Origin of the sequence: Pseudohongiella sp. (assembly GCF_040877505.1) — a bacterium.
GTDB lineage: Bacteria > Pseudomonadota > Gammaproteobacteria > Pseudomonadales > Pseudohongiellaceae > Pseudohongiella.
The window spans coordinates 1-17344 of the sequence record NZ_JBBDNQ010000032.1 but is presented as its reverse complement, the minus strand read 5'-3'; the positions used below and the strand labels follow the sequence as shown (position 1 = coordinate 17344).

General features: G+C 55.7%; 15 protein-coding genes. 10 read left to right on the top strand and 5 right to left on the bottom strand.

The features are described from left to right. Positions 1-115: 115 nt before the first annotated feature. On the top strand, positions 116-1408 hold the full coding sequence (locus WD071_RS11295) for an alpha/beta hydrolase family protein (protein WP_368048482.1): 1293 nt from the start codon (positions 116-118) through the stop codon (positions 1406-1408). Between the two features lie 4 nt (positions 1409-1412). Here WD071_RS11295 and WD071_RS11290 read toward each other — a convergent pair whose 3' ends face one another. Further along, positions 1413-2321 carry a glycosyltransferase family 2 protein gene (locus WD071_RS11290; RefSeq protein WP_368048481.1) on the bottom strand — a complete coding sequence of 303 codons (909 nt, stop codon included), beginning with the start codon at positions 2319-2321 and terminating at the stop codon, positions 1413-1415. 118 nt (positions 2322-2439) lie between these two features. Between WD071_RS11290 and WD071_RS11285 the strand changes: the two genes are divergently transcribed. Then, entirely contained in the window at positions 2440-3207 is a 768-nt protein-coding gene (locus WD071_RS11285) for a 3-deoxy-D-manno-octulosonic acid kinase (protein WP_368048480.1), read from the top strand. 33 nt (positions 3208-3240) lie between these two features. On the opposite strand, the gene WD071_RS11280 is transcribed toward WD071_RS11285, so the two are convergent. Beyond that, positions 3241-4713, bottom strand: coding sequence for a flavin-containing monooxygenase (locus WD071_RS11280; protein WP_368048479.1), 1473 nt, complete (start codon positions 4711-4713; stop codon positions 3241-3243). Positions 4714-4895: 182 nt separating this feature from the next. On the opposite strand from WD071_RS11280, the gene WD071_RS11275 reads away from it, so the two are divergent. The 3 genes from WD071_RS11275 (at position 4896) to WD071_RS11265 (ending at position 9053) form a co-directional block, all read left to right on the top strand. Further along, positions 4896-6938, top strand: a complete 2043-nt coding sequence (locus WD071_RS11275) for a PQQ-binding-like beta-propeller repeat protein (RefSeq protein ID WP_368048478.1) — start codon at positions 4896-4898, stop codon at positions 6936-6938. Between the two features lie 107 nt (positions 6939-7045). After that, positions 7046-7903 carry a c-type cytochrome gene (locus tag WD071_RS11270; RefSeq protein ID WP_368048477.1) on the top strand — a complete coding sequence of 286 codons (858 nt, stop codon included), beginning with the start codon at positions 7046-7048 and terminating at the stop codon, positions 7901-7903. 325 nt (positions 7904-8228) lie between these two features. Then, positions 8229-9053 carry a Crp/Fnr family transcriptional regulator gene (locus WD071_RS11265; RefSeq protein ID WP_368048476.1) on the top strand — a complete coding sequence of 275 codons (825 nt, stop codon included), beginning with the start codon at positions 8229-8231 and terminating at the stop codon, positions 9051-9053. Positions 9054-9127: 74 nt separating this feature from the next. Here the strand turns inward: WD071_RS11265 and WD071_RS11260 are convergent, their stop codons facing one another. Beyond that, positions 9128-9370: a helix-turn-helix domain-containing protein gene (locus WD071_RS11260; protein WP_368048664.1), complete on the bottom strand. Its 243-nt coding sequence runs from the start codon at positions 9368-9370 to the stop codon at positions 9128-9130. A gap of 265 nt (positions 9371-9635) precedes the next feature. On the opposite strand from WD071_RS11260, the gene WD071_RS11255 reads away from it, so the two are divergent. Next, entirely contained in the window at positions 9636-10418 is a 783-nt protein-coding gene (locus WD071_RS11255) for a methyltransferase domain-containing protein (protein ID WP_368048475.1), read from the top strand. 79 nt (positions 10419-10497) lie between these two features. On the opposite strand, the gene WD071_RS11250 is transcribed toward WD071_RS11255, so the two are convergent. Continuing rightward, entirely contained in the window at positions 10498-11280 is a 783-nt protein-coding gene (locus WD071_RS11250) for a hypothetical protein (protein WP_368048474.1), read from the bottom strand. A gap of 270 nt (positions 11281-11550) precedes the next feature. On the opposite strand from WD071_RS11250, the gene WD071_RS11245 reads away from it, so the two are divergent. Together WD071_RS11245 and WD071_RS11240 are read left to right on the top strand one after the other, a co-directional pair. Continuing rightward, a complete protein-coding gene (locus WD071_RS11245) occupies positions 11551-12144 on the top strand; it encodes a DedA family protein (RefSeq protein ID WP_368048473.1) in 594 nt (197 codons plus the stop codon). Further along, positions 12132-12827 carry a glycosyltransferase family 2 protein gene (locus WD071_RS11240; RefSeq protein ID WP_368048472.1) on the top strand — a complete coding sequence of 232 codons (696 nt, stop codon included), beginning with the start codon at positions 12132-12134 and terminating at the stop codon, positions 12825-12827. The genes WD071_RS11245 and WD071_RS11240 overlap by 13 nt, the downstream gene beginning before the upstream one ends. Positions 12828-12893: 66 nt before the next feature. Here the strand turns inward: WD071_RS11240 and WD071_RS11235 are convergent, their stop codons facing one another. Beyond that, positions 12894-14270 (bottom strand): NAD-dependent succinate-semialdehyde dehydrogenase, encoded by a 1377-nt coding sequence (locus WD071_RS11235; protein WP_368048471.1) that lies wholly within the window; start codon positions 14268-14270, stop codon positions 12894-12896. A gap of 287 nt (positions 14271-14557) precedes the next feature. Here WD071_RS11235 and WD071_RS11230 point away from each other — a divergent pair, with 287 nt between their 5' ends. Continuing rightward, positions 14558-16543, top strand: a complete 1986-nt coding sequence (locus tag WD071_RS11230; RefSeq protein WP_368048470.1) for a hypothetical protein — start codon at positions 14558-14560, stop codon at positions 16541-16543. Between the two features lie 88 nt (positions 16544-16631). Further along, entirely contained in the window at positions 16632-17270 is a 639-nt protein-coding gene (locus tag WD071_RS11225) for a hemolysin III family protein (RefSeq protein ID WP_368048469.1), read from the top strand. Positions 17271-17344 lie beyond the last annotated feature (74 nt).

Below are 17344 nucleotides of genomic sequence, written 5' to 3'. Positions count from 1 at the left end.
TGACACAATGATACCGCTGAGGTATTGTTTCGGTCAGCCAACAACACAAACAACGTCAAACCGGCACTGGGCAAGCACCGTCACGGGCTGGTATAACTCACCCTTGGTATCACCTATGAGAACCCTGATCGCAAGCCTGCTTATGACCATTATCAGCGCCACCCTGCACGCCCAGACCAACCGGATTGATCTGATCCGCCCGGATGCCCCTGAACTGGCACGTTTTGGTGCTTACGACATCGGTGTACGTACCCTTGAAGTCACTGATGTCGATCGCCCCGACGTTCTCAATATGCGCAGAGACGAGGAAACCCCGCTTTATCAGCGCAGTCTGACACTGGAGATCTGGTACCCGGCGCAGCTCGCTGCGGATCAGACACCAGGCACTGAATATCAGACCCCCACCCGTAATTCCGCGGTGACTGCCACCCTGCACGGACGTGCGGTGCGTGATGCCGATGCTCTGCAGGATCCCGGCGCATTCCCCCTGATCATCATCTCCCATGGTTATCCCGGTAACCGCTACCTGCTCAGCCACCTGGGTGAAAACCTGGCCAGCAAAGGCTACGTGGTGGTATCAATCGACCACCGCGACAGCACTTACGAGGATCAGCAGAACATCAACAGCACGCTGTACAACCGTGCCATGGATCAGCGCTTTGTACTGGATGCGATTGCAGGGCTGGCCGACGTCAGCGATCACTTTCTGCACGGCGTCGTCGACAGTGACAACACGGCGTTGATCGGTTACTCCATGGGGGGCTATGGCGCCGTCAATAACCTGGGGGCCGGTTACAGCGATGCGGGCGTGGGTTTCATTGCTGCGCCGCCCAATGGTCTGCTGAACGAGCTGGCAGCATCAAACCCCGACTTTGCCGGCAGCATTGACCCGCGTATCAAGGCCGGTATTCCGATCGCACCCTGGGGCATGAACACAGGTTTCTGGGATGCCGACGGCCTGGCCGGCATCACAGTACCGACGCTGTTTGTGGCCGGTGATGCTGACACCACGTCAGGCTATGAAAACGGGATCAAGGCCGTTTACGACGGCGCCGTGAACAGCGACCGCTACCTGCTTGTGTTCAAAAATGCAGGTCACAGTGCAGCCGCGCCCATCCCCCTGCCTGTTGAATTTCTCGACCGCGAAGACACCACCGGCGCCGGTCATTACACGGACCCGGTGTGGGATACGCTGCGCATGAACAATATCCTGCAGCACTTCGCGACTGCTTTTCTGGATCTGCATTTAAAAGGCGACGCTGACAAAGCCACCTACCTGGATGTCATCGAGGATGGCGCCGAAGGCGTCCATGCAATCAATCCCAACGGTGAAGCGCGCCCTGAGCACACTTACTGGAAAGGTTTTGGCCAGGGCTCAGCGGTCGGTCTGAAGCTGTATCGTAACTGAGTCTTTAGCCTTTCAGCCTGGCGACCAGCCGGCGCAGGCCGCTGCGCACACCGGTATTAAGTCTGCTGCCGGTGTAGCGGCCCTTGGCGACATGCCGTATGCGGAACACGCCAGGCACCTCAATCGGCTCGCCCTGCGTTCTCAGCAACCAGCGAAAAGCGCGATCCTCATAGGCCTTGCACCAGGTCTCTGAGGGCCTCTGGTAATAAGGCAGGCTCTCGCAATAACCTACTGCCCGGGCGACATCGCCATGGGTAATCTGCAAAGGCCCGGTCGCCCGATCGCGCGGAAAGCGTGAAAACAGCCCCGGATCAACATCCAGCACCTGCAGCGGTGCCATCACCGGCGATAACAACGGCGCATCCGGGGGCAGCAGCGCCGTGCATTGCTCTGCTGACGGAAACACCAGCGTGTCTCGCCGCCCCTGCAGCGCAGCGGCCAGACCATCAAGGCAGCCTTCGCGAAACAGCAGGTCACAATCGGTAAACCACACCCAGTCGGCCGTGCTTTCCCGGGCCGCCAGATTGCGACCAATGGCACGCCGGAACAACGCCTGGCGCGGCAGTTTTTGCCAGTTCCAGCGCACACCGGGCACATTGTGTTGCGCAATATGCTCCAGTAATGCCACCGTCAGGCCATCTTCTTCGCCGTAATAAACCGTCATCGTGACATCCACGTTCTGCGGCGGAAACAACACCAGTGAACTGAGCTGGTACACCAGCATGTGGGCGTAGTTCCAGCAGTGGCTGACGATTTCAATATGCAGCCTGCCCTCACGCGCAGCGCGCTGTTCCGGACCTGGCAGGTCGGGTAGAAACCAGCGCGCAGGGATCAGACCACTGGCCGCCAAACGTAAAAACCGCCCTTGCAATGGATCGCTCCAGCGCGGCTCAGGTACCTTGAATTCATTCATATTGCGTTGCTTTACGGCAAAAAGGACTATCTTAGCGGAAAAATGCAGGTTAATCTCTCATGTGAAAGTCATCACGTTTGTCACTTTGCTGACAATATCAACATGCTATAGTGAAGCGATGCGATATACACAATACAAAAGCGGCAACCAATACGTGCTGTTCAATCAGAATGTGCTGAACGCTTTTTGCGACTCCATCTTTGAGACCTGCCCCGAGCACGTCACGCATATCTGCAGTGATGCGCAGGGCCGCGGAACAGTTGTGTTTTTTGAGCACGAGGATCGCGAACTGGTGCTGAAACGTTATCATCGCGGCGGCCTCATCGGCCGTTTTGTCAACTGCACGTATCTGTTCAGTGGCTTGAAAAAAGTCCGTATGTGGCAGGAATTCCAGTTGCTGGCACACATGCGCGATCTGGGCCTGCCAGTGCCACGGCCAATAGCCGCGCGCTGCATCAAGACCTCGCCGTTAACCTATCAGGGTGACGTTGTTGTTGAACGAATCTGCGGTGCCCAGACCCTGGCAGAGATCTTGTGCAAGGACGCCTTGTCAGAGAAGACCTGGGAAGCAATTGGCCTGGTGATCCGCCGTTTCCACCAGCACCATGTTGATCACGCCGACCTCAATGCCTGCAATATCATGCTGACTGCATCGGGACAAATCTACCTGATCGACTTCGACAAAAGCCACATCCGTCCAGGCAAGGATCAGGGCTGGCGCCAGGGCAACCTGAAGCGTCTACGCCGATCCCTGCAGAAATGGCAACAACAGCAAGCCGGGTTCCATTTTGAATCCCGACACTGGAAGGCTCTGGAACGTGGCTACCAGGGGGCAAAAACCCAGCCCATGCGCTCGTCACAGGCGGCAGAGGCGCTAAGCCGTTAGCTGTAAAAGTGCCGTTAGCTGTAAAAAGTGTCGTTAGCGAAACCTCAACACCCCATCCTCAAGCTTACCGCGACGCAACTGTTTGCGATCGCGCCGGTAGTCCTGCGTGTTCAACCACGGTTCACGGTCACCCTGTTTCGGGAAACGATGCATCATACGCTGCATGTAACCAGCTGAAAAATCATCAATAAAAGGCCTTGGCGTCATCTCCCGGTCCTCATCACGCAGTTCGGGGCGACAACTGCGGGTGCCGGTCGCGTCCATATGATTGATCAGGCGACAGAAAAATTCTGCGATCAGATCGGCACGCAAGGTCCACGAAGCATTGATGTAACCAAAGGTGAACACCAGGTTGGGCACGCCCGAGTACATCAGTCCTTTGTATGACCAGGTATCGGCGAAATCCAGTGGCTGTCCGTCCAGACTGAAGGTAACCCCGCCCAGCACCTTCAGGTTGAGACCGGTCGCGGTGACAATCATGTCGGCTGGCAGTTCTTTACCGCTTTTCAGCAAAATACCCTGCTCAGTGAAACGTTCAATATGATCGGTCACCATGTCGGTTTCGCCGGCTTTTATGGACTTGAACAGGTCCGCATTGGGCACCAGGCACAGACGCTGATCCCAGGGGTTGTAGCTGGGCGTGAAGTGCGTGGCAACATCGTAGTCCGATCCCAGCTCCTTGCTCACCATATGCAACAACTTTTCCTTCAGCTGTGCCGGTTTTGTGCGTGAGCGCCGGTAGATGAACTGCTGCAGCACAACGTTTTTCCAGCGGGTAGTGGCATACGCCCAGGTCTCCGGCAAGACCTTGCGCAAGGTGTTGGCAACGACATCCTTGTCCGGACGTGACACCACGTAGGTGGGTGAACGCTGAAGCACGGTGATCTGGGCGGCCTTGCCGGCCATGGCGGGTGCCAGCGTCATTGCGGTTGCACCCGAGCCAATGATCACCACACGTTTGTTGCGGTAATCCAGGTCCTGCGGCCAGTGCTGAGGGTGTATGACCGGGCCCTTGAAGTCCTCGCGGCCCTCAAAGTCCGGCGTGTAGCCCTGTTCGTAGTTGTAATAACCGGAACACATCAGCAGCATGCGACAGCGCAGCGTAACCGGTGCCTCAGCGCCGGTATCGATGCTCAGAGCCCACAGCGCGTCCTGCTCCGACCAGTCAGCTGTCAGCAGCTTGTGGCGGTAACGGATATGTTTGTCGATGCCGCGCTCTGCTGCGGTTTCTTTGACATAGTCGAGGATGGCAGGCCCGTCGGCAATCGCCTTGGCTGCACGCCAGGGTTTAAAACGATAGCCAAGCGTATGCATGTCGCTGTCCGAACGAATGCCAGGATAACGAAACAGATCCCAGGTTCCGCCCATATCAGCGCGGGCTTCCAGAATCCGGTAGGTCTTGCCCGGGCAATTTTCCTGCAGGTGCGCCGCCGCACCAACCCCGGACAAGCCAGCGCCCACAATCACCACATCCAGCGCTTTGTCTTTCTCTGCTGTACCTGCCACTGAGCCTTCCTCTTTTTTTGTTTTCTGCAAGTATATCGAACAAGCATCGCAACTATATCAGTTGTCTTGCTGCACAGTTACCTACACGGCTACCGGCACTGTTACCAATTGGCACTTGCAGACGCCTGCGGACAGGCATAATCTGCGGCATGTAACAAAAAATAAAAACAGGAGTTACGCTAATGACAATAAAAAACCGGGTCGGCCCTGGCTTGCCGGATATGGACCTGCCTCGCGCGAAACTGCGCCTGGCCAGCGCGCTGACGTTGACCTTGGGTCTCGCAGCCTCTGCTGCGCTGACCGCGCAGGAAAACATTGAGTGGGTTACCCTGGGCGGCGACCACGCCCATACCCGCTATACACCCGCTGATCAAATCAACCCCGACAACTTCACTGAACTGGAAACCGCCTGGGTCTGGGATGGCGCCAGCTTCAATTCCTCCAGCGGCCGCTCCACCCCCAGCTACGTGGATGGCAAACTGTTCACCGTGGCTGGCGAACGCCGCCATGTGGTCGCCATTGATCCGGAAACCGGCGAAACCATCTGGTCTTACCGCGAACCGCATACCTTCCGCCACGAATACTCCATGCGCAAGGACTACGGCAAGGGCGTGGCGTATGGCGAGGTCGATGGCAAAGGTGTCATCTACATCATCAGCCCGGCGTTTTTCCTGACCGCACTGGACGCCGAGACCGGCGCACCGCTGGAAGGGTTTGGCGGCCCGGTGGGCCTGGAAGGTTTTCCGGAGACCGGTGTTGTCGACATGCAGCGCATTATCGCTGAATACATGGGGTATGACTTTGACCCCTACTACGGCATTCCGCTGGAAGAAGGGTATATCACCGCTTCGTCGCCACCCATTGTGGTCAACAACACCGTGGTAGTGGGCAACTCCGCCGAGCAGGGTTATAACCAGACCCGGATTGAAAATATCCCCGGCGACATTCTCGCCTTCGACACCAGAACCGGTGACTTTAAATGGAAGTTTAATGTCATTCCGGAGGCCGGTGAGTTTGGTATCGACACCTGGGAAGGCGTCCCCAATCCGCGTGAACTGACGGGTGAAGTATCGCCCTGGGCGCCGCTGTCCGCCGATGTCGAAGCCGGCATTGTGTACGCGGTCACCAACCCGCCGACCATTGACTACTACGGTGGTCACGCCCCCGGCGACAACCTGTTCGGCACCAGCATCATTGCCATGGATGCGGAAACCGGCGAACGCGTGTGGCATTTCCAGTTTGTACATCACGACGTGTGGAACTACGACACGCCAACCGCACCGGTGCTGATGGATGTGGAAATCGATGGCCGTACCGTGCCCGCCATCGCGCAGGCCACCAAGCAGGCCTTTGTCTATGCCTTCAACCGATTGACCGGCGAACCGCTGTGGCCGATTGAGGAACGCCCGGTACCGCAATCCCGTATCCCGGGTGAGCAGCTGGCGGCCACCCAGCCCTTCCCGACCAAACCAGCACCGTTTGACATGCAGGGTCTGACCGAAGATAACCTGATCAATTTCACGCCGGAGTTGCGTCAGCAGGCGATTGAAGCGATCGCCGATTATGAAATCGGCCCCCTGTTCAACCCGCCGCTGCACCGCGACAATGACATCGGCAAAGTAGCCGCGCTCTGGTGTCCGGGCGATGGCGGCGGAGCCAACATTCCTGGTCCGGCGGTCGCTGACCCGATCAACGGCATTCTTTATGTCACTTCGCGCTCAGCCTGTTCATCACGCATGGTAACAAGTTCCCAGGAACGCGACGCCATGATTGAACTGCCAACGGGTACAACGTTCTCACGTTACGCCTCACTGCGCGCACTGCCGGTGCGTGGGCCTCAGGGCCTGCCTTTGTATCAGCCACCATACAGCCGCATAACGGCCATCGACATGAACACCGGTGAGCACCTGTGGATGATCCCGGTGGGTGACACCCCCGATCGCATCAAGAATCACCCGGCACTGGCAGGTGTGAATCTTGGCAACACCGGCACCGGTGCCCTGGCACCGATGACAGTGACGCCAAGCATGCTGCTCTACGCCGGTCTGGGCGCGGGTGACACGCCCTACCTGTTCGCCGTCGACAAGATGACCGGCGAAGAGATTGGCCGCGTGGAAGTACCCGCCAACAGCAACTTCGGCATGTCCAGTTACATGCACAACGGCAAGCAGTATGTGATGCTGCAGACCGGCAGCACGCTGACCGCCGTTGCCCTGCCCGACTGACAGCGAACCGGCATGATCAAAGAGGCGGAAAGCAGATGTTTTCCGCCTCTTTTTTATGTAGCATGCAAACGAAACTGCACTCGATCATTTCGCCTGAGAGGTAAGGATTGTCAAATATCCGATGGCTGTTTATCCTGATCGCGGTGGCCGGTGTGGCTATCGCTGCCCTGATGCGCGCGCCTTCGATACCGGCTGTTCCCATACCTGAGGACGACGACAGTATCGAGCGTGGACGTTATCTGGTCCATGCTGGCGGCTGTATCAGCTGCCACCAGGATGACAATGGCAGCCTCAGTGGTGGCCTGGCCGTCGAGTCACCTTTTGGTACCTTCCATGCCTCCAATATTACACCTGACCCCGACACCGGCATCGGCAACTGGCAAGGCAGCGATTTTTTGCTGGCGCTCAAGCATGGTCGCACACCTGAGGGCAGTTATTATTTTCCCGCGTTTCCATACCGGTCCTATGCCGGTGTGACCGATGATGATGTGCTGGACATGGCGGCCTACCTGATGTCACGGGATCCGGTGAACGCAACACCCCCTGCACATGAATTGCCAGGCTGGGTGAGTCGCTGGCAGATGGCTGGCTGGAACCTGCTGGCCAACATTGCTGAAATGGACCCGGCGCGGCACAACGATCCGCAAATTGCCCGCGGCGCCTACCTGGCGCAAGATCTGGGCCATTGCGGCGAATGTCACACGCCGCGCAATGCATTCGGCATCAGTCGGCAGGATCAGGCATTTGCCGGGGCCAACATGCCTGACGGATACGTTGACGCCATCGATGCCGATGCGCTCGCCAACTGGTCAGAAGATGACCTGGCACTGTTCCTGTTTATCGGCCTGAAACCCGATGGTGAATACGTCGGTGGCAAGATGGAACCGGTGATCGAACACAACACCAGTCAGCTGACAGATGCAGACCGGGCGGCGATGGCTGCATTTCTCAAACGGGGTCTGTAGCAGAGATCCGGCACGCGAAACAATCCTCCCAGTTTTTCCAGATCACCTCGTTCGACACGTATGCTGGGGCCTGCCACCAGCACTGTCGGGCCAGCCAGACAATAAATACTTAAAATATCAACACGTTAATAACTCTCCTGAAAAATGTGTCTGGGCTGACCTACGTTACAGGCATATTCCACGTGCTCAAACCAGCGCGTTTTCCGCCCGGAACGCGGGTTTCCGTAGCCCGGAGCCTGCATGGCATGAAATCTGCAACTACTTGACCAAGCGCTGCCCTGAACAATCACACAACTATCAGCGGCATGACAAAGGAGTGTAGCGTATGCTCAACCAAAATTTATTGGGAACTCGCAGCATTGGCAAAAATCACTTGCTTGAGGCGCTTTCAGCGCAAGCTCTGCAGGACATTGTTCCGCACCTTGAGCTGCTGCAGTTGCAGCCGGGAGAGATCATCTGTGACAGTGGACAAAAGCTGACTCATGCCTACTTTCCCACCTCAGCAGTGGTGTCCTTACTGCATATTCTGGAAGACGGTGCATCAACCGAATTCGGCATCGTAAGTAATGACGGTATGCTGGGTATGGCACTCATCATGGGTGGTCACACCATGCCGCATCAGGCAATCGTTCAAAGCCAGGGGTTCGCCTACCGGTTGCCAGCTGGTATTTTTAAGCACGAATTCAAACGATCTCATCAAATGCAGGAATTATTACTGCGCTATGTTCAATACCTGTTTATACAGGTGGCACAGATGGCGGGGTGTAACCGTCGCCACTCCATAGAGCAGCGACTTGCCCGCCTGCTGTTAATGTATCTGGATCGCGCGAACAGCAACGAACTGCACATGACTCACGAAACTATCGCCACTATGCTGGGCGTGCGTCGCGAGGGGGTGTCCCAGGCAGCCGGCAAACTGCGCTGCCGTGGGGCAATCACATACAATCGTGGCCGTATTTCCGCGCTGGATCGCGAGATTCTCGAGGAGACTGCTTGCGAATGTTATGACATGGTGAATCAGGAATATCAGCGGCTTATGCCGATCACACGAAAGGCAAATGTGCGACAGCCTATGAGTTATCTTGGCAGGGCAAGAGAAACTACCCGACAGTCTGTTCAATTTTCACGGGCTGATGCTATTGGCTGCTGATCACCAAACGCAATGATCAGACCAGGCTCAGGCCGACAATAGTAGAGCGGAAAAGTATCTGACAGATCGGGTTGTCATAAATGATGCATTTTGCTTGGATTGACACCAAAACACTGCTTGAACGCGCGCGAGAATGCCGCAGGCGACTGATAACCCACCAACAAGGGGATTTCTGCCAGCCGCGTACCCTCTTGGAGGTATTTCCAGGCCAACTGCATTCGCCACCAGCGGACGTACTCCATCACTGCCCAGTCACTCAAGGTTTTGAATGTTGATGCAAACGATGTTCTGGACTGCGCTGCTTCTCGGGCAAGCAGATCCAGCGTCCAGGGAAAATCGGGCTTTTCATGGATTGCATCGATGGCACGGCCAATGCGCGGGTACTGTTGCTTCGTGCCCGGCTAAAATTGTTTGCTGCAATCAACGCCTATCTGGAGTCAGGGGAATGCTGACGTGTCGTGAAGTTGCGAACATGGCAAACGCCGCCTCTGCAAAATAGCTCAGCCAGCACCGTTCCTACCATCATGGGTTTGCGGTACACTGGGCCGGATAGCAAAATCCCAAGAGCTTTCTGACAACCCCATGACTGACCGAAATTTTGATGATCTGGCGAGCCGGTTGCAACGCAATGTGTACCAGGGATTAAAGGGCTCAATACGGCAGCAAGTGATTCAGCGCGACTTGCAGGAATTTTTACCCAACTCAGCTTCCGGTTTGAGGATACTGGATGCCGGTGGCGGTCAGGGTCAGATGGCCTGTTACCTGGCTGCCCAGGGGCATCAGGTGACCTTGTGCGATATCTCCGGCAATATGCTGACGCTGGCGCAGGCGGAGTTCGACAGGCACCCGTTTCGTTATCCGGTTACGTTGTATCACGGTTCAATCCAGGATTTTTCCCGACAGAATCAAACACCATTCGATGTCATAACCTGCCATGCGGTGCTGGAATGGGTGAGCACACCACAGGATATTCTGCGACATTGTCGCGACCAGCTCACCACCAACGGTATCCTGTCGGTAGCCTATTACAATTTCGACGGACTCATCTATAAGAATTTGCTACGCAAAAATTTTAAAAAAGTACGCAAGGAACAATGGTACGGAGATCAAGGTAGCCTGACCCCCACCACACCCGTGCAGCGTGATGATTTCCTTGGCTGGATCAACAAGCTTGGTCTCAGTGTGCTTTGTGAAAGTGGCATTCGCGTGTTCCATGATTATATTCTCGACCCGATTGCACGTAACAGTGATCACAAAGAAATTCTGGAAATGGAACTCCAGTTTTCACGGCAGGCACCCTTCAAATATATGGGCAGGTATAGCCATTTCCTGCTGAGTGCTGCCAATGCCGATCAAAAATCATAACGTACAATGGGTCACATGATGACGCCACCCATACTGCTACTGTGCCCGCTGACCGGTAGTCGCAAAACCCGACGGATCTTCAGGGAATGCTTATTTCCCGGTGATACCAAGGCGTAGACGTCACTCCGGTGACCACTTCGTTGCCATCGAACAGACGGGAGAACAGCGGTCCTTCTGCTATAAAGCTGAATGACTCGATGCGGCTGTCAGCGACACCGGGCGCACCCAGCGCATCATTGGCCTGATCGATGGCATAGGTACGGGTGTAGCCAGTGTTCCTGCCGGAGCGGATAACAACATTCGACTGCCGTCGTGTTGGCACAGATTGCTGATAACGCAAGGTCAGACTGGCGGCGTCGCCGCTGTCGGCCACCATCTCCCAGTTTTCCTCCACATGCGCATTGCTGTCGCCCTGCCCACTCAGCGACCGTTCTGCTATCGCAACGACAGCCGGTTGATAAACCTCGTAGGCGCCCGTGCCTTCCGGTGAAATCCCATTGATGATCAGTATGCTGTCTTCGCCTTGCGCATTGCGTGCCAGCACCGACATCACCATGTAGCGGCTGCTGCCGGTACCGACCGGCTGGCCTTGCGGGTCCAGAATCACGTGACGATCCATGAAGGTAACCGTCAGGTTGACCTGCTCCGGTGCCCCGGCAGCCGCGGCGACTGTCCAGTTCCCGGGCAACAAAGACCGGACCGCGTCGCCATTGACGCGCATGCCAAGTGACATGCGGGTTTCCGCACTCCATTCCTCGTATTCACTGGATTCACTGGCAGAGACCGCGGCCGGCCCAGCGACCAGCGCGCATGCTGTTGCAACGAGCACCAGCCGGGTGAAAGTGGATCGTATTGAGTTCATATAAAAAGCCTGCGCACGTAATATGACGTCTGAAGAGTACAGAAAGGACAAAAGGTATCACCTGGTCAGGGTATTGTCGATTTTGGTGGCAGGCAGCAGCGAGGAGGCAACACAAGCGCATGGATAGTAAAGGTGATCAGCGGCCAACGTCGCCAGTAGAGTTGATCCGGGCCTGAGTTTGATACCGCACAGACCGCCCACTACCCTTTAATGAACCATGCGAACCAAGATTGCAGGAGTTTGTTGTCATGTCACGGAGCGCACTACACCATGCAAATCATTCAAGACACCATGCCCACTCTATCGGCAGCGCTGTCTTCCTATCCTTACCTGGCAATCTTTGTCGGCTTGCTGCTCATGGGAGAAATGGTGTTGCTACCGGCTATATACATGGCCGTCACCGGCCGCATTGATCTGGCCGCTGTGATTATTCTTGCGGTGCTGGCGACACTGATTTCTGATTATCTCTGGTATGCTTTGAGCCGCCGATTCCCCAGCGCAATGCTCAAGCGCAAATCGGGACATGTCAGCGGCGAGTTCCTCGCCAGACTGGAACAGGCATTCAATGCACGAGCCGGAAGAGTGCTGTTTCTATCCAAGTTTGTTTATGGCACACGCACGCTGGTCCAGGTTCTGGCCGGGATTCATGGCATGCCATTTCGCATCTACAGTCTCGTCAATACCGCCGGCGTGCTTGCGGTTACAGCCAGTCTTGTTCTCCTGGCCTATGCGATCATTGGCAGCACGTATCGACTGAACGAGATTGTGGAGCAGATAGAGATTGCATTTCTTGTGTTCGTTATTGCCGCTGTGGCCGGATACATTCTGTTGGGAATAAAGGTGAAACAGCAATGGTATCCATAGTGATCCCCGCATTTAATGAAGCGGCAACAGTAGGGTCTTGTGTTAACGCCAGCCTGCATCATCCGTCTGTGGTCGAGGTGATTGTTGTGGATGATGGATCATCAGATGGTACCGGGGAGGCAGCTATGGCAGCCGGAGCGAAGGTCATCAGACTCGATAAAAACGGCGGCAAGGCTGCTGCAATGGACGCTGGCGTACGCGCAGCCAAACACAATATCATCCTGTTCCTTGATGCCGATGTAACCGGCCACACCGAACAGATGTTGACCCGCGTAGTGAAGCCGGTGATTGATGGTCAATTTGAAATGTATGTTGGTGTGCGCGCGCGGAAAACGATATGGCTTAACCGGCTGCTGCGCTTCTTCCCAATCATTAGCGGTGAAAGAGCCGTGACGCGACGACTGTGGGATGCAATTCCGATACAAAACCGGGAAGGTTTCAAGATTGAGATTGCGCTCAATCACGCATCCAAACAGTTCAAGCGGGGCATGGGGTTCGAACTCATCGCTGGTACCCGGCACCACATCAAAGAGAGAAAATATGGGCTGCTTATGGGATTCTGGATGCGTATTAAGATGACAGCAGAGTTGGTGATAATTTCTTTTCGACTCTACCTGCTGGAGCCCTGCCTCAGCAGCCTGAGACGCGCTTGCTTAAAAATAGTCTCGCTGGGCAGATCGTAATATTCAACGCCGCGCGAGTGGCCTGGTCAATAAGATACTGAACCAGATGGCAGGATCGGACCCCGCTCAAGGCAGAAAGATCGACTTTACGTTGACAAATTCCTTCATGCCAAAGCCGCCGTGTTCACGTCCGTAACCGGAATTTTTGACGCCACCAAACGGCATATTCGGATCAGCGGCCCCGAACGAGTTGATGCGAATCATGCCCGTGTCGAAATGATCGCGGGCCAGCTTGAGTGCGCGCTCCTCGTCTTTGCAAAAGATGCCGCCACCCAGACCATAGCGGCTGTCATTGGCCAGTCGCATGGCATCCTCATCATCTTTGGCGAAAATGATCGACGCAACAGGGCCGAAGATTTCATCGTCGTAGGCGGGCATGCCCGGCGTGACATCTGCCAACACGGTGGCAGGGTAATAGGCGCCGGTGCGTTCGGGTGCATCTCCACCACAGAGGATTTTTGCCCCTTTGGCCACACTGGCATCCACCTGTTCTTTCACCGTCTCAAACTGATCCTGGCTTGAAAGCGGTCCAAGCTGGCTATCCTGATCGGTAGGATCGCCCATGACGATGTCTTTCATTTTCGTCACGAAAGCATCCACGAAGGTGTCATAGACTTTGTCGGTCACTATGAAGCGCTTGGCGGAAACACAGGTCTGTCCGTTGTTGTACAGCCGTCCCATAACCGAAAACTTCACCGCTGTTTCAATGTCGGCATCCTCAAGCACCAGGTAGGCATCGTTCGACCCCAGCTCCAGCACAGTTTTTTTTAATTCCGTGGCGGCCACAGCACCCACGTGTTTCCCGGCCCCGTCGCTGCCGGTCAGCGTGACACCGCGAACCTTGGGGTGAGCAATCAGCCTGTCGCTGGTGTCGTGATCAATCACGATGACCTGAAACAGATCTTCGGGCAGACCTGACTCAATGCACAATTCCCGCAGGCGCAATCCGGATCCGGTACAGATGCTGGCGTGCTTCAGAACGCAGCCGTTGCCTGCCATCAGATTTGACGCCAACACCCGAACCGGCTGGTAGATCGGAAAGTTCCAGGGCTGAATTGAATAGACAACCCCAATAGGCTGATAGCTGACAATGCCACGCTTTCCAGTGAGACCCTGCTCACGCTCCTCGTCCGCCAGAATCCTGGGGCCGTTTTCCGCGGTGTAGTCAAAGATAGCTGCACAGAGTTCAATCTCAACTAGCCCGTCTTTTAAAAGCTTGCCGGTTTCATTGGTCATCAAGGCGGCCAATTCATCAGCGTTGTCACGCAATGTCTGACCGATCTTCCTGAGATACGGGGCCCGTTCCTGATGAGTCAGTTTGCGCCATTGCAGAAATGCCGAATGACAGGCATCGAGTCGTTCCGTCGCCTGCTTTTCAGTCATGACGTCGTAATTCTGAATTGTTTTTTCGGTGGCGGGATTAATAGTCTTGATTGTCGGCATGAATGCTCCTGGCGGATTTGCGTGAGGGAACGCCGGGCGGTGCCATGCGCTTTTTTCCCAATCAGACGCGGATGCTTTTAATCGCCGTTATTGGGCTCGAGGTATTGATTTTGATGCTGTTGGCGGGATCCGTCTGTTCGATAACGAACGCTATTCGCTGCCCCGCTATCGCAGCAGTTCAGTTAAGGTGGCTCTAAATCGGACGCAAACCATTTGCTTCCGCAACGCCGTGAGTGCATCTTGATGGCCAATCTCGAACAGCATAACCAGTGGGTAAGGAAAAGAGTGTGACTAATACAGTAATCGATGAAAACTCCAATGGTCTCACGAGCTTTGATGAGGCACTGGATCAGCTCGCTGTTGCTCGCCAGAGCGATCCCAGGGCATCCAATGCAGAGGTACTGGAAGCCGCACTTCGTGTTATGGCCGCACCTGAAGGTTTGGGTGCGTTGTACGCCCGGGTAGCGACCATAGAAAGCAAGGGTGTGTTTACCAACGGTGACTGGGGGACACCTTCCATCCTGCAGCCCCCCCTGGCTGTGCGAACGCTACGGCAGGGTTCGCCGGACTTTACCGCCATTGAAGCCCTGAGTGAGCTTCGTTTGCTGGCAGTTGCCATGGGGGACTATCATCATCCCGGCATTTCTGCCGAACAGGCCAGAAACTTTCTGACTCAGGTAACGGCACTGAATCTGGACCTGCTATCCGGCCAGATGAGCGAAGCAGATCGGGAGCGGCCTCAAGGCCTGGGGCAGACCGTCAATTCACTTTACCAGTTCCTGCTCAGCCGACTGGGATACGAGAGCATACTCGACAGCCTGGTGGATGAAGTGCTCCGCCTGCTGGCTCAGCGCCCGATACAGACAGACAGTATCAAGCGCATGGTCAGCCAGATTGCCTTGAGTCTGTTTGACCCGGAAATCGATACCTCGGGCATGCATAAAGCTGCGCGTCTGGTCCGCGCCCTGTTCGGTCCGACGATTGGCTGCCACGATGATCCGGGGCTGGGCGTGTACGGTGAACGTCTGGCTACCATGGACGAAATTGCGTTAACGGAGGAGGCTGAGGGTTTTGCCAAGGCCATGCATGAGACGGGCATGGTATCTGCCTATCATCCGATGCTGTTGCGTCACCTGCGCGGGCTGCGGGACGATCTGATACCGCAGGCGCTGGGCCTGAGCATCACCGGCAACGATGTGCTCCAGTGCTATCAACAGATCGTGTTTGAACTGATCGATCAGGCGATCCATCCTGAAACCAGTCAGGCGGTGTATGGCCTGACCATGTTTCTTGAACGCGCCTCCCTGTTTACCACACCCGTGGCTTCGGGTCTGTGGCGCCATCTTGAATTGACATTATGCCCGTCGGCGTCGGAAAAAATAGCGGCGGTTTTTGGTGACGCGCACCCACCACGGGTGTATTTGCTGGCCGGTGTACTGAGCCTGTTGGGCCAGCCACTGGGGATCGGGCAGGGTAACAATCCAACCTGCCAGTCAGTAATCGGTCTTTCCATGTGGGCCTTCAATGATGCGGACTACCTGTTACAGCTGGTGGCCTGGGCGGCCCGGGATGATGACATTACCATGCGTTTTGAGGGTCAGCACATCAACTCACAATATCTGGACGTCGGCCTGGCGAAAGAACCGCCAACCGATGTGGATCCGGTTTCGCTGATTCTGATACCCCACCTTGATCGTATCTATGGTGAGATGGGACGCCTGTGCGGCGTGCGCGACGATGATCTGCACCGCTGGATCAATCCGGAGATGTACGGCTGGTGGGTCGGCCATGGTTTTCTCAGCATCACGGATAGAGAGACCGGGAAAATCCATGATTATGAAAATTTTATTCGCCACTTCTACGCGTGTTACCACCCCTATTACAACGGCAATATTCCCGTTATCCATCCGCAACCAGCCGGCATTGCTGTCACCGATAGCGGCGGACGCCTCGTGGGGCGCCATGCCATCACGCTTATCCGGGTGAACCTGGATCGCGATGGCGAAATGCGGATCTATTTTTTCAATCCCAACAATGACAGTGGCCAGGACTGGGGTCAGGGCATCGAATGCTCAACCCAGAGCAACGGCGAACGCCATGGCGAGGCGTCATTGCCGTTTGCCGAGTTTGCCTCGCGCCTGTGGGTGTTTCATTACGACCCGCGGGAGCTGGGCGATATAACGCTGGTTCCGGAAGCGGACGTTGGCCGCGCGACCGAACTGGGGCGTAACAGCTGGGCGATTGGACTCGATGCCGGACGAAGCTTTGTTTGATTCAAGTGATCCAGATGCAGGCATGCCCTGATGCCCTTTCATTTGTTAAAGTGCAAGTACCCTTTTAGGCCAATACGACTGAACTCTTATGACTGGCTATCCGAAATACTCACAGACAGAGGAACGACTTAACGTTGGCTTGCACGCACTCGGTTTTCTGCTCAGCGTTGCGGCATTGATCGCATTGCTGCTGCGCGCAAACGCCCTGGATTCAATCCTGGTGCTGGTGAGTTTTGCTCTGTTCGGTGTCAGCCTGGTGCTCCTCTATGGCATATCCACGCTTTACCACAGCGCGCAGAATCCGCGACTGCGCAGCCGCCTGCGCATTGCCGACCACGCCAGCATCTATGTGTTGATTGCCGGTACCTACTCTCCTTTTGCACTGGTTGTGCTGCAAGGCAGTGTCGGCTGGAGCATATTCGCCGCGTCCTGGTCCATGGCACTGGCCGGTATTGTTCTGAAGTTGTTTTACACCGGCCGATTTAATGTGTTATCAACACTGCTCTACGTCTTTATGGGCTGGATTATCCTGTTTGCGATCAATCCGTTACTGGCCCAGTTCGACACCCCAGGTCTGTTATGGCTGGTCGCGGGTGGTATTTCCTACACCCTGGGCGCGATACTTTACAGCATCAGGCGACTACCGCTTAACCATGCCATCTTTCATCTGTTTGTCTTGCTCGGCAGTTGCTGCCATTTTGTGGCGGTGTACTTTTATGTCGCCTGAGCTGCGGCGCCCGACTTAACAGGCTGTTGAAAAACTATCTCGGCTTTGGCGTCCTGCGTCGCTCTAACTCCTGC

Bases quoted from the DNA above. Each gene is read 5' to 3' on its own strand.
- WD071_RS11225 (WP_368048469.1), top strand. From the start codon at position 16,632: ATGACTGGCTATCCGAAATACTCACAGACAGAGGAACGACTTAACGTT.
- WD071_RS11235 (WP_368048471.1), bottom strand. From the start codon at position 14,270: ATGCCGACAATCAAGACTATTAATCCCGCCACCGAAAAAACAATTCAG.
- WD071_RS11245 (WP_368048473.1), top strand. From the start codon at position 11,551: ATGCAAATCATTCAAGACACCATGCCCACTCTATCGGCAGCGCTGTCT.
- WD071_RS11290 (WP_368048481.1), bottom strand. From the start codon at position 2,321: ATGAATGAATTCAAGGTACCTGAGCCGCGCTGGAGCGATCCATTGCAA.
- WD071_RS11250 (WP_368048474.1), bottom strand. From the start codon at position 11,280: ATGAACTCAATACGATCCACTTTCACCCGGCTGGTGCTCGTTGCAACA.
- WD071_RS11285 (WP_368048480.1), top strand. From the start codon at position 2,440: ATGCGATATACACAATACAAAAGCGGCAACCAATACGTGCTGTTCAAT.
- WD071_RS11265 (WP_368048476.1), top strand. From the start codon at position 8,229: ATGCTCAACCAAAATTTATTGGGAACTCGCAGCATTGGCAAAAATCAC.
- WD071_RS11275 (WP_368048478.1), top strand. From the start codon at position 4,896: ATGACAATAAAAAACCGGGTCGGCCCTGGCTTGCCGGATATGGACCTG.
- WD071_RS11295 (WP_368048482.1), top strand. From the start codon at position 116: ATGAGAACCCTGATCGCAAGCCTGCTTATGACCATTATCAGCGCCACC.
- WD071_RS11240 (WP_368048472.1), top strand. From the start codon at position 12,132: ATGGTATCCATAGTGATCCCCGCATTTAATGAAGCGGCAACAGTAGGG.
- WD071_RS11255 (WP_368048475.1), top strand. From the start codon at position 9,636: ATGACTGACCGAAATTTTGATGATCTGGCGAGCCGGTTGCAACGCAAT.